The organism is Vibrio amylolyticus (genome assembly GCF_023145695.1).
Classification (GTDB): domain Bacteria; phylum Pseudomonadota; class Gammaproteobacteria; order Enterobacterales; family Vibrionaceae; genus Vibrio; species Vibrio amylolyticus.
Map to the genome: position 1 here is coordinate 25519 of NZ_JAJHVV010000006.1, position 19874 is coordinate 45392.

The 19874-nt window shown below is 43.4% G+C and carries 6 protein-coding genes; 5 read left to right on the forward strand and 1 reads right to left on the reverse strand.

The genetic code is table 11. From position 1 onward, the window contains the following. Positions 1–340: 340 nt before the first annotated feature. From KP803_RS10490 to KP803_RS10500, 3 genes are all read left to right on the forward strand, one after another. Positions 341–1537, forward strand: a complete 1197-nt coding sequence (locus KP803_RS10490; protein ID WP_248008790.1) for a glycine C-acetyltransferase — start codon at positions 341–343, stop codon at positions 1535–1537. Between the two features lie 19 nt (positions 1538–1556). Then, positions 1557–2588, forward strand: a complete 1032-nt coding sequence (gene tdh, locus KP803_RS10495) for an L-threonine 3-dehydrogenase (protein WP_248008791.1) — start codon at positions 1557–1559, stop codon at positions 2586–2588. Between the two features lie 222 nt (positions 2589–2810). Next, positions 2811–3662, forward strand: a complete 852-nt coding sequence (locus KP803_RS10500) for an ion transporter (protein ID WP_248008792.1) — start codon at positions 2811–2813, stop codon at positions 3660–3662. Between the two features lie 98 nt (positions 3663–3760). Here the strand turns inward: KP803_RS10500 and KP803_RS10505 are convergent, their stop codons facing one another. Beyond that, entirely contained in the window at positions 3761–4750 is a 990-nt protein-coding gene (locus KP803_RS10505; protein WP_248008793.1) for a hypothetical protein, read from the reverse strand. 460 nt (positions 4751–5210) lie between these two features. Here KP803_RS10505 and KP803_RS10510 point away from each other — a divergent pair, with 460 nt between their 5' ends. Further along, the gene (locus tag KP803_RS10510) at positions 5211–16316 is read left to right on the forward strand and encodes a DUF11 domain-containing protein (RefSeq protein ID WP_248008794.1); all 11106 of its coding nucleotides are present in this window, start codon (positions 5211–5213) and stop codon (positions 16314–16316) included. Continuing rightward, on the forward strand, positions 16313–19867 hold the full coding sequence (locus KP803_RS10515) for a hypothetical protein (RefSeq protein WP_248008795.1): 3555 nt from the start codon (positions 16313–16315) through the stop codon (positions 19865–19867). Before KP803_RS10510 ends, KP803_RS10515 begins: the two co-directional genes overlap by 4 nt. Positions 19868–19874: the final 7 nt, after the last annotated feature.

Below are 19874 nucleotides of genomic sequence, written 5' to 3' on the forward strand. Positions count from 1 at the left end.
TTAATTGTACGTGTTGAAGAGGATAAGAATCTATTTGAGTTGATTATAGTTGCTAATGTAGATATACACCATCAAAGAGTGTTGATTTTCATAGGTATTTTTTATCGTCACCATAAATCGATCGTTATATAACGCTAGGTTAGAGAGGTTGTTATTTTGTTGTGCCTGTAATTCACTAATGTTTTTCCATGTAATGGGATAATGCGAATAGGAGACTTGGTTTACACTGGAGTGAGATCAAATTTGATATGGTCAAACCGTGTCGAAACCCTACATAAACAACTAAGCTTGTTTAACGATAATGCTTGTTAACGATAAAAACTAGTAAGGAACATTGCTGATGTCATTGTCATTTTATCAACAGATCCAAAACCAAATCGAAGAAGTAAAAGAAGAAGGCCTATACAAGTCTGAACGTGTCATTACTTCTGCTCAAAAAGCATCTGTCTCAATTTCAACAGGTGAAGAGGTTTTGAACTTCTGTGCAAACAACTATTTAGGTCTTGCAAATCACCCTGCACTTATCGACGCTGCAAAGTCAGGTATGGATGAGCACGGTTTCGGCATGGCATCAGTGCGCTTTATTTGTGGTACTCAAGATTCACATAAAGAGCTTGAGCAAAAGCTATCGACTTTCCTAGGTAAAGAAGACACGATTCTGTACACATCATGTTTTGATGCGAACACGGGCTTGTTTGAAACGATTCTAAGCAAAGAAGACGCGATCATTTCTGACGCACTAAACCATGCTTCTATCATTGACGGTGTGCGTTTATGTAAAGCGATGCGTTTCCGTTATGCTAATAATGATATGGAACAGCTTGAGCAGCGTCTAATTGAAGCAAAAGAAGCAGGCGCTCGTCATACTCTTATCGTTACTGACGGTGTGTTCTCTATGGACGGCGTTGTTGCTAACCTTCCTGCTATCTGTGATTTGGCTGACAAATACGACGCACTTGTGATGGTTGACGATTCTCACGCTGTTGGCTTCATGGGTCCAAATGGCGCGGGTACACACGAACACCACGATGTTATTGACCGTATCGACTTTATTACTGGTACGCTTGGTAAGGCTATGGGTGGCGCTTCAGGCGGTTACACTTCTGGAAAAAAAGAAGTGATTGACTGGTTACGTCAGCGCTCTCGCCCGTATCTATTCTCAAACTCGGTTGCTCCTGCGATCGTTTCAGCTTCAATCCGCGTTATCGACCTTCTTAAAGAGTCTGGTGATCTACGTAATAACCTTTGGGAAAACTCGGCACATTTCCGTACACGTATGGAAGCCGCTGGTTTCACTATGGGTGGTGCAGATCACGCAATTATCCCAATCATGGTTGGCGATGCGAAAGTGGCTGCTGAGTTTGCTGAGCGTGCGCTAGAGAAAGGTATCTATGTTGTTGCTTTCTCATTCCCTGTTGTGCCAAAAGGCCAAGCACGTATTCGTACTCAAATGTCAGCTGCGCATAGCCGTGAACAGCTAGATCGTGCAATCGATGCGTTTATCGAAGTAGGCAAAGACATGGGGATCATCGCTTAATCAGGCGAGAGGAATCATTATGAAAATTAAAGCACTATCAAAACTTAAGCCTGAAGAAGGCATCTGGATGACCGAGGTTGAAAAACCGGAAATGGGTCATAACGATCTTCTGATCAAGATTAAGAAAACTGCTATTTGTGGTACTGACGTTCATATCTACAACTGGGATGAATGGTCACAAAACACGATTCCAGTACCAATGGTTGTTGGTCACGAATACGTAGGCGAAGTCGTTGGTATTGGCCAGGAAGTACGTGGCTTTACCATTGGTGATCGTGTCTCTGGCGAAGGTCATATTACCTGTGGTCACTGTCGTAACTGTCGTGGCGGCCGTACTCACCTTTGTCGTAACACTACAGGTGTTGGTGTTAACCGCACTGGTGCGTTCTCTGAATACTTGGTTATTCCTGCATTTAACGCATTTAAGATCCCAGCTGAAATCTCTGATGACCTAGCGTCAATCTTTGACCCGTTCGGCAACGCAGTACACACAGCGCTTTCGTTCGACCTAGTAGGCGAAGACGTACTAATCACTGGTGCTGGCCCAATCGGTATCATGGCTGCTGCGGTTGCAAAACACGTTGGTGCTCGTCACGTTGTGATCACTGACGTAAACGAATACCGTCTAGATCTTGCTAAAAAGATGGGTGTAACACGCGCTGTAAACGTGATGGAAGAGAAGCTTGAAGATGTTATGGCTGATCTTGGTATGACTGAAGGTTTTGACGTTGGTTTAGAGATGTCTGGTGTGCCTTCAGCATTCAACAGCATGCTAACAAACATGAACCACGGCGGTAAGATCTCTCTACTAGGTATTCCACCATCAGACATGGCGGTAGATTGGAACCAAGTGATCTTTAAAGGGTTGGTGATCAAAGGTATTTACGGCCGCGAGATGTTCGAAACTTGGTACAAGATGGCAAGCTTGATTCAATCTGGCCTAGATCTTACACCGATCATTACTCATTCCTATAAAGTGGATGACTTCCAGAAAGGCTTCGACATGATGCGTTCTGGCATGTCTGGTAAGGTAATTCTTGACTGGGAATAAGCCCTAACCGACTAAGAATAAGTTAATAAACGCCGAGCTACCCAATAGCTCGGCGTTTTTATTTATAATGAACATGAATATTTAAATATTTTTACATTATTCTCGCACCGACGTACATCACATTTTGTGATAGTCTCTCGAAATCATGTAGCACATAGATGCTACCAAGTAACATCTAAAACTAGTAAGCTCAGTAAACCTTAATAGGAAACACTTCTACCCATGACAGATATGGAAAAATCCGTTGATAGGCAGCTTATGACTCAAGGTCATAGAAGCCTTCAAGAACGATTCTATCGCTTAAGAAATAATAAAATATTTGAATGGTTCGTTATCTCAATCATCGTTTTCTCTGCATTGATGATTGGGGCCAATACCTACGATATGCCATCAAGCCTTGTCAGCTTACTTAAAATTCTAGACTGGGGGATCACGCTGATCTTCTTGGTCGAAATCTCTATTCGCTTTATTGGCGAGCCTAACAAAAAGCGTTTCTTCAATAATTTCTGGAACTTATTTGATACGTTGATTGTTGTGGTCAGCTTGATTCCAATTCAAGACAGTGAAATGGCGGTACTAGGGCGCCTCGTTCGTATCTTCCGTGTGTTGAGAATGGTTTCCATCATCCCTGAATTGCGCTTGTTGATTAACTCGTTAGTGAAAGCATTACCGCAACTTAGCTATGTCATGTTACTGATGTTCATCATCTTTTATATCTATGCGGCTGTAGGCTCAACGTTCTTTGCGTCTATTAACCCAATTCTTTGGGGCGATATTTCCATCAGCATGTTAACCCTGTTTAGGGTCATGACATTTGAGAGCTGGACGAGTGTTATGTACGAAACGATGGAAGAGTATCCGTTGTCATGGGTCTACTTCCTTTCGTTTATCTTCTTTACCGCTTTTGCATTCCTTAACATGGTCATCGGCATTGTTGTGAATGTGCTAGAACAAGAGAGGCAGAACATCGCAAGAGAAGAGGGTGAAGAACTTAACGAACCAACCATGGCTGAGCTAAAACAAGAGCTGGATGAAATCAAAAAGTTACTGAAACAGCAAGCGAAACAAGGTTAGTTTATCGGCTAACCTGCCTAACCATTTTTTGTTGATAGAAATGAAGCCTACCTATGCGATGTGAATTCATTAAGTAGGCTTTTTGCATTTAGATAAGGTTAAATGTTCTGAAATAGCACTTCGAGTCGAAGCGTAAACTTGGCTTCTTGGTAACGTTCAATATGTTCTTCTTTGAACCAGTTGTACTCAGGTTTTAGTTCGTAGAATAACCACGACCGTAAAAAATTTTGGCGATATGTGACGGAAAAATGCGTATTACTGATGTAATGGTATGGGCGGTTGGTTCCTGTCGTACTGGCTTGGTAGCTGAGAGCTTGATCATCTGAAATGAATTGGTAGAGCGTCATGCCAGAGCCGAACTCCCAGCCCTTTATATCATCTTCATAAGTGGCGAAATTAGACCAACGAAATAGAAAGGCTTTATTGATCGAGTGGTCGATGTCTATCTCCGTCTTTTCACCGGTTACACGTTTTTTTTGATAAATTCGCTGAGTCAAAGTCGCTGTCGTATCAATAGTAAATGGGTAGGTGTAACGAAAACGTCCTTCAATACCAGGCTTGGCGGTCAATTTGATGTTAAAGCTTTGTCTTGTTCGTTGAATCCAGTCATAACGCAACCCTAAGGTGCTTTCTGCATCTTCAGCAGTATTGGGGAATAGCTCGAATACATCACCTTCTTCATCCGTTTCAAAAACAACTTTTAATCGCTTATTCACTTCTGGTAAATGGAAGCGGGCCTTAAACCGTGTCTTAAATTGATAGCCTTCGTTCTCCACCATAGAAAAATCGTTATACCAACGAATAATCGTTCCGGCTCTAGCATCGCCGTCGCTTCGCTCATCAACAAAGAAATTATCGAACCAAACCGCAGGCTGGCAGAGCTTGGTATTGAGGTAATCGAACGTTCTGTCCAGAATGAGTGAACTGTCTTGATTGTGATTACAGGTATCAACTGGAGGAGGGAGTTCTGAGGTCGAGTTTTCACTCTTACTTTTGGGAATAGGAGAATCTTCTCCAAACGAAAAACAAGAGTTCAAAATGAGAAACGAAGCTAAGAAAGTTATGGATAATCGGTGTGTGGACAGCAAGTAACATCCTTGTTTACAACCACTTATTTTAATAAGTGTAACAGTATTTAGTATATCTATGAATAATACTAACTGATATTGTCTGCTTTGGAGTCGTCAATCGAGTGATAAAAATTTGACTCGCTAGGTTTATGAAATGATGTTCAATTATAATGTTGTTATCTTTATTGCAAAACTTAGGTTTCGTAAGTGTTAAATGGTTGATTTTGCGTTACGATTTTTGATATCAAAGCTGGTTGTTTATTTGTTATTTCTATCTAAATAATCGTAGTAATCATTTGTTACATCCGGTCTTGTTTTGACACATCTGTGACATAGAGTTGACGGTGAGGAGGATAATACCGCGTTTCTTAGCCGTGACAGCATAAAGCCGATGAAGTTCCTTTTGGCTTTTAACTGAGCTTTTGCGTCGAAAATTGCTAGTTCTCGTTTAATTAATAGCTAAGGTTATACATTGTTAATGAACTTACTTAAAAATAAGCTTATCGCCATTGCCTTCGTTCTACTGAACCTCATCTCTTTCTCTGCTTTTGCTGCCAAGAGCATTGAGGTTTCTGTTTTTCCTACTGATGCGGTATACGAAAATGGCCAAACTATCGCTTACGACATACAGGTAAAGAACACCACAAAGAAGGTGATCAGTTCGATAGACGTTCAAGATTTGGTTTGGGATACCCTTAGTCCGAGTCAGACGGGTTCAAGCAAAGCGTTCATTAAGTTAAGTATCACTGATTCACACTCATGGGGCTCAAGTGCTGGAAGTTATAATTCACAAGACAGTAATTTAGTTGTCAGCGATGCAAAGTTATTCCCTTTAGGGCAAGTGACTTACCATATTGAAGCAACCGTCTCAGACGATATTGTTGGGGAGATAGTGCTTGGCGATAATACCGTCGTAAAGGCGGCTATTGACGGTGCAAATCAGACTTTCTCTCCTGCGAGCGTAGCGACCTTTTCCCCTGTTCCTTATGAGTACAGCATTGATCTTAGTGTTGATAAATCAGAATACCTAATAAATCAGAAACTAACCTATACGCTGAAGCTAATTAACACGGGCAGTTATAGAGTTCAGCATCTTAATATTGAGCAGCCATATGCGTCTTTGAAAGCGCTTAGTGCTTCAGGAAGTACAGTTAGTGCGTTTAACTCAGTTGTCATCAGCGGAGTGACTTTTGGAAATGGTAGTGATGCAGGAAGCTATGCCTCTTCTGGAGATCTAGTTGTTAAAGATGCGTCAATTGACGTTGGAGGCTCAATCACTTACACGATTTCAGCTGAAGTTGTAGATGGACTGGTTGGCGACATCGTAACCCAAGCTGTAAGCAGCTCTAAAGAAGGGGATCAATCGAGCGATGAATTAACTACGCCTGCTGCGAAGCCAAAAGTCGAGATCAGCCACACTATAAGTTCGGTGAACCCATACCTTGTTAATCAAGAGCGTGTGTTTACCGTTGTTGTTTATAACAATGGTAAAGGCATCGCGCACGATTATCATGTAAAACAAAACATTGCGCAGCTAATTACAAATAATGGTTTAGCGAATGATCTTGAAAGTCACTTTGATAATAGTGATGTTTCTGGTCAACCGTTTAGTTCATGGAAAGTCAAAGTGAGCGATATAGGAAGCCACTCACTGTCTGATTATAATGCAACGGGCGAACAAACTGATGTAGATGTGGAAGATACGGTATCTATATACCCCAACGAATCGATCTCCTACACAATTACAGCTAACCTAACGCCTGTCACTATTGGGGATATTGCTGGGTTTAATGCGTCAGTTGAAGATTCTAGTGGACGCGTGGTCGTTGACGCCCAAATCAATGAGCAATTGAGCGCCGAACAAGTGCTCTACTTCCCCGATCCAGATATCAAAGTAACCAAAACGACCCAAGCATCAGAGTATATTCCCGGTCAAAATGTTGAATATGACATCAAAGTTAGTAATAGCTCTTCAAAGTACTTCGCGAATAACCTGCTGATTGTCGATGATTTAACCTGTGTTCAAACAGAGCAAGCGGCAGGGGCAGGTGTTGGGCAGGCTTTCTCTCAATGGAAGTTAGAGGTAGTTAGCGGAGAAGATGATCAAGGGACTGATCCTGGCCTATTCAATTATAATCAGTGGATGACCTCTGAGGTGACGCTGTCACCTGATATTGCACCTGGCAAAGAGGTGCACTACAGATTAACTGCACAAGTGAACGATAGTAGTGTTGGACTCATTGTTGATAATCGCCCGTCTTGTCATGATGATATTAGCGAAGATGGCTCTGGTGTGCAGATGCCGGAAGACAATTTAAGAGCGAGTAAAGTGGTCGATTCGCGCTACTACTCATCAGGTCAAACGCTTACCTACACCATTCAGATTAACAATGATGGAGACGGATTTGCAGATCAGGTTTCTGTTTTTGATGATCTAGAAAATGTGATGACAACAGGCGTTAGCGGTAAAGATGTAAACGCTTATGCTAGTTGGGAAATTACGGCCGTTGCAAAACAGTCAGATGGAAGTATTTCAACGGCTTCGGATACAGGAATATCGAGCTCGATTAGCAATCCTGACATTCTAGATGTCAAAGCGACGATCGCCCCCCATTCTTATATAGAATACACCATTGTAGCGCAAACAAACCCACTTGCTAATGGGCACATTAAGAACAGTGTGACGGTTGATAATACGGTCTATGCCGATACCGGTTCCGATCCGTATGACTTTGATATTGAAATAGATAAAAGAGTAAAAGTGGGCTCTGAAGGCGGTTATCACGACGAAGGCAGCCGATACTCTAAGCTTGATGATACGGTAATGTATCAAATCAATGTGGTTAACCGAGCAGGAAATGGTTACGCGACGAATGTACAAATAAAAGATGAGATATCTAAAATAACCGCAGGCTTACTAGAGCCTAATAACGAAACTAAGCCCGTCTTTAGTTCTTGGACGATTAGTGCAGAGATAATTTCAGATAACCCTTTGCTTAATGGCAATGGATTATTCACTGATGTTGGTACATTTAGCGATAACAGTGATCTGAACACCACAGCGCAAATTCCACCGAATGTGACGGTGGTTTATACCATTGTTGGAAAAATCGACCGCTCGGTCAGTGAACAAATTGTTTACAGCAAATTTACCAATGTTGTTGAGGCAAAAACACCTGACTCGGACAGTCAAACGTCTGCAACGGACAGTGTTACGATTTGGCCGAAAGATCCTGATGTAGTCGTGGTAAAAACGTCCGAAGAGGAGAAGTTTGTACCGGGTCAGTGGGTCACCTTCGATATCATGGTTTACAACCGCGGCTCTGGCTATGCCAATGAAGTAAAAGTTGATGATGACATCATTGGCATGAACGTATTTGAACGTTGGGAGATCACTTCTAAAACCGACAGTAACAATACCACTTATAAAACGGGTAGTTATGCGGGTTCGAAATCAAACTACCCTGATAATGGCAACATCAATACCAAAATAGACATTGACCCTAAAACGAGCGATGGCTTGGGTTTTGTTGGTTATACCATCCGTGGCTTAGTGCGTAGTGACTACGAGAAGTTTGAGATCGCTAATACCGTTGAAATCCATGATCCTGTGAATAATTTAGATCAGTCCTCAACGGCTGAAATAGGGGATAGCGGTGATTCCAAGCTGAACGTGTCGATCTTAAAAACAGCGGATAGAACGCGCTTTACCCCTGGTGATGAAGTGACCTATTTCATCACTTTGCTAAATAATAGTTCTGTGAAAGCTGAGCACTTAAAAGTGTTTGATCCATTGAACGAAATTCGCATGACACTGGCAAATCAAAAAGATAACCATTTCGCAGATTTTCCAAATCAATCGCCTTTTGAATCGTGGCAGTTTGATTATGCAGACGGTAAAGGTTGGAGTGCGGTAACCAATGACGATTTCGTCTATCCACTTGGAGGGGATAATAAAACCTTTAGCCTTGAGGGAGGAGAAGAGCGCACATTCAAGATAAAAGCCAAAGTTAAGGATAATGTGGTATCCAACATTTTGGGCAATGATGCCTATGTCTATCGAGATAAAGGATTAGTCTCACAGGAAGACCACGTTTCTCACCATGAGATGGAGCGAGTTGGCTCTGGTGCTGATGTGGTAAGGAAGTTATACGTGAATGGCGTTGAGACCTCCAAATACGCCCCGGGCGATACACTCAAATATACGGTTAAAATCTCTTCACAGGTAGGCTATTTTAATAACCACCGTGTTTCAGAAAATATCAAAGACCTCAGTGTTCTTCTGATGGACGGGACGACTGCTAACCCATTTAACAGTGCTTTTACTGTGGGAGTAGAAAAAGAAGACGATAACGGCGCCGCGGGCACAACCGATGGCACACTTGATGGCGTCGTTAGCGACAATGAAAATATTGAAACCACCATTGATGTCGCGGGTGGTGACTATGTTCTCTATACCGTGGAAGGCGTAGTGAGAGACGATGCAGTTGGAGACATCACCATAGGTGGCATTACGGTTAGACCGTTTGATTATCACCTAACCTTTACGAAAACAGTCGACCAGAAAAACTATGAACCAGGTCAACCGCTTACTTATAAATTAACCATTAAGAATGATGCAAAAGGTAATGCCTATAACATTCCAATTGTTGATGAATTATCCCAAATTACCGTCGATCTTCTCGATGGTAATAAAGGTCCTGCGTTTGATACCGGTTGGACCATTTCAACCGAAGTGGTGGGTGGAAGTAGTGCAGCGATCGTAGACCTTGATAGTACGCTTGCAGATAACCAAGACATCAATACGCATTTTTCTATTCCAGGAAAAGAGACGATTATTTATACCGTGACGGGTAATGTAAATCCGCAGGCGGTTGGCAACATTACGAACTTGCTTCTGGTTGATGGAAACACGGTGAGTGCCGAGTCGAAACCTAATACAGAAAAATTCACCTTTGAAAAGCACGTAACTCGTTACTTTGACCAAGATGGCACAACTGAATTGACCGGCGGCTATACACCGGGCGGCTATATCGAGTATCAAATTGATCTGGTTAATAAGAATAATGTACACCTAAAAGATGTTCGAATTATTGATGCCATTGATGCCATCAAAACAGATTATTTTGATGGAACAAAAGGCGCGGCTTTTTCAGAATGGACGATAGAAACAGAGACAGACAGCAGTGGTTACAGTGACGCAGGAACAGTAAAACCAAACCAGAATATCAGTACGGAATTCGACCTCTCTGCACCATCATTCACTAGTGATGGCAACGCCTATGTTCGCTACATTATTAAAGCGAAAGTAGCTGAACAAGCTGTGGGGGAAATTAAGAATACGGCCTTAGTGGATGATCGCCATACACTGATTTCAGAACGTTCTCGAATGTTGCTTCCAGAGGTTAAATTTACCCATCACGCCTACACCAACGCTCTTAAAACTGAAGTGAAATCGAGCTATAACCATACCCCTAGCGAACAACCTGTCGTTTACCAAATACGCATTGACAACAAGGGGAAAGGGACAGAGTACGGTGCAACGTTAGTTGATGAACTCTCTAAATTAAAAGTGAAACTGGCTCAGCAATCAGCCGCGGACAGCGATGGTCGTAAAGAGTCGGTTTATGAGCCAAAAACGTGGAATGTGAGCGTTGGAAAATCGAATGAGTTAGTTACCCAGATTGGTAGTTTCTCTGGCGGTGTGAATACCGACATCAATATTCCAGAGTTATCTATTGCTGCGGGTGGCTGGGTCGATCTAACCGTGGAAACGGAAATACGAAACGATAGTCTTGAGAAGATCTATTCTAAAGCGAAATACGTTGGATCCATTACTCAAAATCGAGTGGCTAAGGTTGAAATTGAGCCGTCAAAACTGGATGTAACCAAAGAGATCATCTCTATTGGGGGGCGAGCTTACTCTTCTGGCGACACCTATAAACCAGGAGAAGAGGTCGTTTATCGTTTAACTGTCGATAATACTGAATCGGTTTGGTACGACAACGCGGCTATTGTTGATAAGCTTTCTGATATTAAGGTTGAGGTCTTGGGTGGTGGAACAGAACAAGCCTTTACCACGACTGAAATTACTCACACTCTCTCTGGTGGTTTAGGCGCTGACTTCGTTACTTACATTCCAGATTATTCACCTTCAGGTGACCTGAATATCAGTGTTGATGTCGCACCAAAAGCGAAAATTGTTTTTACCATTAAAGGACAAATCCGCCCAGATGCGTTAGGTAGCATTTCGGCAAACCGAGCGACAGGTGGGAATCATCACGTTGATACTGACGCGATACCGCCAGTGGCACCAAACCTGGTGTTTGAAAAATGGGTCACCAATACCACAGCTGACAGTAGCAAGTGTCGCTTCCCATCGACAAGTGGTGATGGTTGCCAATACAACCCTAATGGTGAAGTTACGTATACTATTTTGGTGAAAAATACCGGTGAAGGCATCGCTAACGATGCCACCATTGTCGATAAGCTCAACAGCATTAAGACTTCCAGTGGGGAAAGTGCTTTTACCTCAAGTAATACGTCGATTCTAAAACAGCCGCCGTCTGATCGTTTCTCTATATCGGGTAATTACCAAGGAGCGAAACCACTCGATGCAACCTTTGATCTGATGCCAAACGACGAAGTGGTGTTCCAACTTACGGGGGCGGTGAATGGTGATGCAACGGGCACCATAACCAATGTGGCTAAGATAAACGGGGAAAACTCGAATGAGGTTATTTTGGGTCAAGGCGATGCCAATATTTTAGCGGCGAAAATGACAGACACGCCAACCTATGTACCGGGTGGCGAGGTTCGTTATACGCTTTATATTGCCAATAAATCTGACTCCAATGCGGATGTATTGATTGAAGACGAAATTTCAAAATTCATGGTCGAAACGGCTGATGGCTCAATGAAACCGGCGTTAGAGAGTTGGACCGTGTCGGCTCAGTTCATTAGTAATGCCAGCGCGGATCACAACAATATCGCGACGGTTCAAACAACAGGCGATATCAATGCCACTGTGGGGTTAGGCGCCGCAGAGTCTCAGCCAACCGTGCTTGAGATTTCTATCGTTGGTAAAGTCCGAACGGATGCTGTTGGAAAGTTTGGCAACACCATGTATGTCGATAAGAAACAGTTCGATCTTAGAGAGCATTTCATTTACCCAGAACAGGGCGAACTTACGCTAACTAAGTCGGCGTCGTTATCACCTAATACCTATGCCCCAGGTGATGTCATTGGTTTCGATATCGAAGTAAAAAATGAAGGTTTTGGCTACGTTCAAGGGGTAACGATTTCTGATATTGCTAAAGAGATTGAAGCGGATGTCATCGGCGGTGGAACGGGTCAAGTATTTGAACATTGGGAAGCAGCGACGAGTAGTGTCTCTATAGTCGACTCAGGTAGCAGTAAGACCTATGTCATTAAAGAAACGGCACTTGATGCTGCCGATGGTTTTGTTGGCAACTACACCATAGCGCCAAACAGTTCGATCAAATTGCACCTAGAAGGGAAAGTGGATTCAAAGGTTATTGGTGTTATCGAAAATACGGCGAAAGTTGAAGCAACAAACAATAAAAAGCTCACAGCCAACGCAGAGTACGTGCCAATTGATGCTGATGTAACACTCTCTAAAGTGGTCGACATAGCGGAATACAATGCTGGTGACACGCTCACTTATACGTTGACGATGGCCAATACAACACGAGCTTGGGCATCTGATGTGCGTCTCCAAGATTTTGTATCGCAAATTGAAGCGGAATCAATTTCTGGATCAATGATCACGGTATTCGAATCAGGTTCTATTGATATCACAGCATTGTCTTCAACGGGGGAATCGATTCTTCCTTCTTCAGTTGGAGATAACATAGATGCGTTGATTCAAATTGCACCAGAAGATGTCATTACGGTGACCATTTCTGGCACGCTGAAAACAGCCATCATTGGTGATGTTGTTAACAAAGCCACATTAGAGTTTGATGGAAAAACCATCGAAGCTGAAGCGGTGAGTGTCGCAGCCATTCCCGAAATAGAGATCACTAAAAATACTATCGAGGAATTCTATAAACTGGGTAGACCCGCTGGTTATGCGGTCACGATTACAAACAAAAGTGGCGCCTTTGCTAATGATATTCAGCTAATCGATGAGATTTCGGCATTGATGGTTGAAACGACGGATGCTGCATCAGCGAAGGCTTTCGCAACGTGGTCTGTAGCTTACAAGGCAAGCGATAAGCTTACCGTGGTTGATGCTCCGAAGTTTACTCACAACAAAGACATCGATACGAATATTGACTTAGCGCCAGACAGTCAGGTGCTGTTTGTGGTGGAAGGACGCCTTAACCCACTTGCCATTGGTGAGATAGAAAACATCGCCACCGCAACCTTTAATAGGGCAGACAAAGAGAGTAGTGCAATGCTAAAACCTTTGCCTGCGAGCATTAGCGTGACCAAAATCGCCGATAGAGAGTTCTACCAAGCGGGGGATATAGCGAGCTTTACTGTTACTGTCACCAATGAAGGCGATGGATTTGCTAATGATGTATCGGTGAAAGATCTGCTCAATGATATGCAGGTAGAATTGGTCGACGGTTCAAGAACGACAGCGTTTGAACAGTGGAGAGTCACTACTTCGTGGTCGAATCCTTTAAGTTCAGTCGCGACACTGCCATCAGGTAAGAACCCAGATATTGATACGCTTGTGGATCTCGCGCCAAATAGCACGGTTGAATTCCTAATTGAGGGCAGGGTACAACCTTTAGCGAGTAGCGATATATATAACAAAGTGACGGTTGGCTATGGTACTCAACCAGAGTTAGTTGCCGAGGCGATCATTAAGAACAGGCCTGTTTCTTTAACTTTAGAGAAGTTTGTAGGCGAGCAAGGCGCAGAAACAGAAATGACATATGAGCCGGGCAAAGAAGCGACTTTCCGAGTGGTTCTAAAAAACCAAAATGAGTCATTTGTTGGTGGCATTGCATTAAAAGACATTATCTCTGGATTAAAAGTGGCCACGGTAAATGGGGCACAAGAAAAAGCGTTTTCAAGTTGGGCTATTAAGGTAAATAAAGGGAATAATTTAACCACTGTTTCTCCAGACCCAAGTGGTGCGAATAAAGATATCGACGCCACAGTGAGCCTAGCGCCTAATGACACGCTAGAGCTGGTCATCACGGGGACAATCAATGAATACGCGAACGGGCGTATTGATAATAAAGCGAGCATGACGGTGGACACTCGCTCTCAACGTTTCACCGCTACTGCAAGCTTAATCCCAGAGCCTGATAACGTCGTGATCACCAAAACAGCGGATAGTCCAATCTATGTCGCGGGTGAGGAAGCCACCTTTAGAATTAAGTTATTTAATGACAGCAAAGGGTTTGGCAACGATATTGTCGTTAAGGATGTCATGTCACAAATACGTGTGCCGACACGACCGGATGAAATTTCCGGCGATCGCGAGGTTATTCAAGCGTTCACAAAATGGACGGTAGAAGCTAAAAGTGGCGATCCAAGAACACAAATGAATGTCCATAGCTTTGGCGATAATCAGGATATCGAAGTCGGTGTCGATATTGCGCCAAATGATACGGCGGAGTTGATTATCACCGGCACAGTTGATCCAAGAGCGATGGGTGAGATCGTTAATACCGCTTATAAAATTGATGAAGTGTCACAAGACGATAATTCAAATGCCGCTGTAAGCCGTAAAGCCAAGACCAGTAGTAATAGTCCAAAAGCGGGTGGGGCATCGGTTGAAGTGGTCAGTGCGATGATTGTTCCAGAAGCGGTGATGTTCAATATAGATAAAACCACAACCAAAGGGGAAAACGCGCAATACACTAACGATGATGAAGATCTGACTTACGTTCTTAATGTCGGCAACGAGGGGTCAGCATTGATTTCGGGTGTCGAGATGTTGGATGAAATCACTAAGCTTACGGGTGGCAACGGCAACCTGTTATTCAGTGAGTGGAGTGTAGTGATTCGAGAGTTCCCTGGTAACACAGTACGCGCCGAATTTAGCAATAAAGATCTGCACCTACCGGATGCATCACTGTCTTTAGATTTGCTTCCTTATTTAGGTAATCGCTATGAAATCACCATTAGTGGTTTGCTTAATAAAGGGTTAGATGACGATATTACCAATACGTTTACCGTAACCGATCCCGCAACAGGTAAATCTGCATCAGACGATGTCACGATTCATGTGAAGAAATTCTCAGATAATGAAGGCGAGCTAATCGTGACTAAACAAGCGCTGAAAGAAGAAGCGCAAGTCGGGGATGTGATTGAGTACGAAGTGATTATTCAAAACAACAATGAGTCGGAGTTTAAGAACGTTAAGCTTGTTGACCGTTACCCTGCGGGCTTTGAGTACGTTCAAGGTTCAACAGAGTTAACCAATAGCGGCCCAGATGGAGAATTTGACACAGGCGATGATACTCTCTCAACCGCTGACCCTGCGGTGACCAATGATCTTGTGTTTAATGTGGGTGATATGCTCGCGTATGGTAGCGGTGAATCGAGTACTAAGGAACAAATACGTATTCGCTATCTATTGCGTGTGAGTGTTGGAGCCACCTTTGGCAACTATGTCAATACGGCGGTTGCTAAATCCCCACCACCAGGTGAGAGTACGGGCGCTCTAGTGGTACGTTCATCCGTAGCCAGTGCAACCGTAGAAATCACACCGGATAAAGTGTTCGATACCGCGTCCATCATCGGTAAAGTGTTTGAGGACCATAATCAAGATGGTTTCCAAGCCGATGCCACCGCCTTTGATATTATTGTCACGGCTCAAATTGATGATGATAACTATATTGCTGGTACAACAACGTTGACTCAAAACGATGAGAAACCAGTGGCTGATATTACTCATCATGTCGAAGTGGCTGTTTATGGGCAGTATGACCAAGACGAAGACAGTTATCAGTACATGCCAGGGATTGGTGATAAGAGTAAAGATTCCCGAATGGCGAAGACCACTAAAAAGCCAACAAATGTTAAAGCATCGAAATTAACCCAAGGTATTGAAGTGTCGAGATTGTTTGGCATTTCAAGGAATCGAACATTACCTGAGGGTAATACCGTTTCCATTCAGTTTAAGGCCAGAACCAAAGCGGGTATTCCATTCACGGTTGAAACCGATGAAGGGACTTTCATTGAGTTTGATGCCCAAGGAAATATTGTCACGCACAACACGTCAGACAAAGCAGATGGTCTGTCTGCTGAGAACCTAGATGTCACAAGAAACCTATACAAAGATGGCGAAGCGTATCTGTGGGAAATCTTGATTGAAAATAAAGGTCTTTATGAAGATGGCATTCCGGGGGTTCGTTTACTGACGGTTGAAGGGATCATCATTGAAACTGACCAGTATGGCCGTTATCACGTGCCAGATCAGTGGGTACTTAACAAGAAAGGCAAACAGTTCTTAATAAAAGTCGATACCGATTCACTACCAACAGGGATGAAAGTGCTCAGTGAAAACCCACTGGTTAAACGTGTTTCACCTAACGCGTTAACTAAGTTCAATTTCAGCGTTCATACAGAGCACAAGGATGAAGCGAAATGATTCTTCTAACCAACAAAACGGCGTTTAAAAAGAGTCAGCTAGCTGTCTGCATATTAAGTGCAATACCACTTCTGGTGGCAGCGAAAGACACCAGTAAGCTTGAAGTGATCGACTCAGATTCAATGGATGTGGAAGTTGTCGCTCATGAGCAAGAAGACAGCTCACGAATCTATCTTGAAGAGGGGGCTATTTGGGCGAGTCGAGATATCACACGATTTAACCCCGTTCTGGATGTCAGCATTGGCGATGAACTTGAAGTTGAAGATGGGAAGCTACTTGATGAAGTTAGCTTTACCGTGACGACGAACTACAGCTACTACATTACAAAGTATCAGATTGAAGTTTTCCGTGGGCAAGACCGTAGCCTATCCCAACCGCTCGCCATATTAGAGGGTGAAGCACTTGCCAATGATTTTGATGTGAGTTGGGATGGAGAAACAAGCGTCGATTACGAGTTTGCGACAGGTGAGCAACTGCAATTTCGCCTTAAAGTATGGGACAAAGATGGTAATCTAGATGTCACGACCGTAGGGGTGATGGACTTAGTTCGTCCAGACTCAGAAGTCAGTATTGATAAGAATGTAAATGATGAAGAGAAAGGACGCAAGCTTGGTCGTGCGCAGTTAATGCGTCATAACATTCCGACCGATGCTGGTCTCGCTAAATTTATGGGTACGGGCCTTAAAGGCGTTGATAAAGTCATTATTGGTGAAGATGAGTTTGATATAGAAGACGGTGAACTCTACGCCGAACAGTTCCTCCCAGCAGATGCCTACCTGTTTCCAACCAAAGTGATTTTTGATAATGGTGATGAGCGCCGCTATCAGCTTTACGTACGCATTCCTGATACCTACTACGCTCAAGCAGGTCTCGCTGATTTATATGTGGGGCAGAATAGAGTGACGGGTAATCCAGGGGCCTTAGGCGTTAATGAACAGTATCATGAAGATATTTATAACCAAGGGCGAATTGCTTATTTTGGACAAGGTAAGTTTGGCGATAAACTAAGAGTCACAACGCACTTTGATAGCAAAGAGAGCCAAATAAAAGATCTGTTTAAGCACCCGTTCGCTTCAGACAGCTCAACCGTGTTTGATATCGTCGAAGATGACGATGAGCTTTATTATGGCGATTACGGTGACGGTGCCAATATTCACAAAGAGGTCAACACCAAGGGTAAAGTTTACTTTGATCTGGAATACGATAAATCTCAAGTATTGTGGGGGAACTACAATACGGGCTTAACGGACACCGATAACAATGACTATAACCGAAGCTTATACGGTTTTAAGGCTGATTATCGAACCCGCGCGACCACCAAATACGGTGAAGATCGCTTAAACATCGTGGGCTTTACCTCAGAAGCGGACACCTTATATTCCCATGATGAGTTCTTGGGAACAGGAGGATCGCTCTATTTCTTACGTCATGGTGAAGTAGTGCCGGGCAGTGACAAGGTTTATATCAGCGTTCGAAATAAAAACAGCGGTATTGTTGAAAAGGAAGTCCCTCTACAATCAGGGCGTGACTATGAGATCAGCCCTTATCAAGGTCGAATTATCTTAACTAAACCGCTCAATAATATTATTTCGGATAATTTTGGTAGCGTCATCGACGACTCGCCAAGCGATGGTTATGACAACTACCTCTCTGTCGATTATGAATACGTACCACAAGGAAAAGATGCCCGAGAGGCGCTTACCTATGGCGGGCGAATCAAAGGTTGGGCGAATGATTACATCGGTATTGGCGCATCTTACACTACGGAAGAGAAAGACAACCAAGACTATGAAGCTTACGGCACCGATTTAACGCTTCGTGCTACAGAAGGTACTTATATCAAGGCGGAAATCGCCACCAGTAAAGGTCAGCAAACCGACTCCAATTTTGTGTCATTTGATGGTGGTTTAACCTTCACACCTATCGGCTCAGGTGCCACTGAAGAGCGGGAAGGCGATTCCGTTCAAGTGAAAGCGGTCGCGAACTTATACGATATTGCACCCAACGTCTTCTCTGTGGTGGGTAATGATGTCAAAGCTTGGTACAAATCGAAAGATGCAGGTTATAGCTATGCAAGTCAAAGCGATGACTTAGAGCAGGAGTCTTATGGTACAGAGCTTCGTTTTCAAGCCACCGATCGCATTAGCATCGCTACGCGTTATACGTCCATGCATGAAACCAATAGTGATGGACAGTTACAAACCGACAGTGAACAGGTTGAGCTAGAAGGGCAGTTTAAACTGACCGAAAATATCAAACTTTCTGCAGCAGGTAAGCAAGTTGATGAGCTCAATAATGTTGGCGAGAAAGGCAAAGGCTCACTGGCTGGTTTACGTGCTGATTATATTTGGGACAGCGATACCAATGTGTACATCAAAGGGCAAACCACGGTAGACCAAACTGAGGATTATGACGACAACGACAGCGTAAGTGTCGGTGGTGAAGTGCGTGTACTCGAAGATTTCAAACTCGGCGCGGAATACACCTCTGGTGATCGCGGAACCGCAGCAGAAGCAACGGCAACCTATGATGTAACCGATGATTATTCAACTTATGTAACTTATCTAGATGACAACTACGAAGGTAAAAACAACGTCATCGTAGGTCAGCGAGCGGACTTAACCTCCAGTGTCGATTTCTATCAAGAAAACCAATTTGTGGATGAGAACAACGGTAAAGGGCGCATTGACTCGTTTGGCTTTGGCTACGACATGACCGACGATATTGATTTTGGAATCGGTTATCAGCAAGGTGAGATTGAGCAGCCAAGTGAAGAGAATCCTGCGATCAAAGAAATCACCTATCGCCGAGCGGTCTCTTTTAACGCAGGTATCGATATTGACGATGTCAGCTTAAAACACAAAATCGAGTATCGCGTAGATAAAGGCAATGAAAATGTGGCTAGCGACAAGAAACGTATCGATCAATTCGTTACCACCAATCGTTATAACCAGCACCTGACGGAAGAGTACACCCTATTTGGTAAGTACAACTATTCCAAATCGTTAAACAAAGAGACCTCAGAAACCCTAGCGCGTTTCATTGAGGCGTCAGCGGGCATGGCGTATCGCCCTATCTATAATGACAGGCTTAATTTGCTCACTCGTTACACCTACATTGTAGATTTTGATCAGCTTGACCGTGATGTGGAATACAGCGACGAGCAGAGCCACATTATCGAAGCGGAGGGGATCTACTCAATCGATGCTCACTGGGATGTGGGGGCTAAATACGCGCACAAAGATAAAACTGAAGCGTTTGAGCGTGCGTCAGGGGCGTATGAACTCGTAGAGAGCAATATTAATCTCTATGGTGTTAACGCTTCATACCACATCATGAAAGAGTGGGATGTGACGGGCGAGTATCATTGGAAGACCGATACGCTCAATGATGAGATGGAGCACGGCGCATTAGTTTCATTTAATAAGCATTTAACCAATAACTTCAAAGTGGGTATTGGTTATAACTTCTCAGGTTTTGATGGCAATTTGGCGAATGATGATGACTATGATGCTAAAGGGTTTTTCCTAAACTTAGTGGGTAAGATATAAGGATTAA

Coding starts and splice junctions, on each gene's coding strand:
- KP803_RS10490 (WP_248008790.1), top strand. CDS start 341: ATGTCATTGTCATTTTATCAACAGATCCAAAACCAAATCGAAGAAGTA.
- KP803_RS10500 (WP_248008792.1), top strand. CDS start 2,811: ATGACAGATATGGAAAAATCCGTTGATAGGCAGCTTATGACTCAAGGT.
- tdh (WP_248008791.1), top strand. CDS start 1,557: ATGAAAATTAAAGCACTATCAAAACTTAAGCCTGAAGAAGGCATCTGG.
- KP803_RS10510 (WP_248008794.1), top strand. CDS start 5,211: ATGAACTTACTTAAAAATAAGCTTATCGCCATTGCCTTCGTTCTACTG.
- KP803_RS10515 (WP_248008795.1), top strand. CDS start 16,313: ATGATTCTTCTAACCAACAAAACGGCGTTTAAAAAGAGTCAGCTAGCT.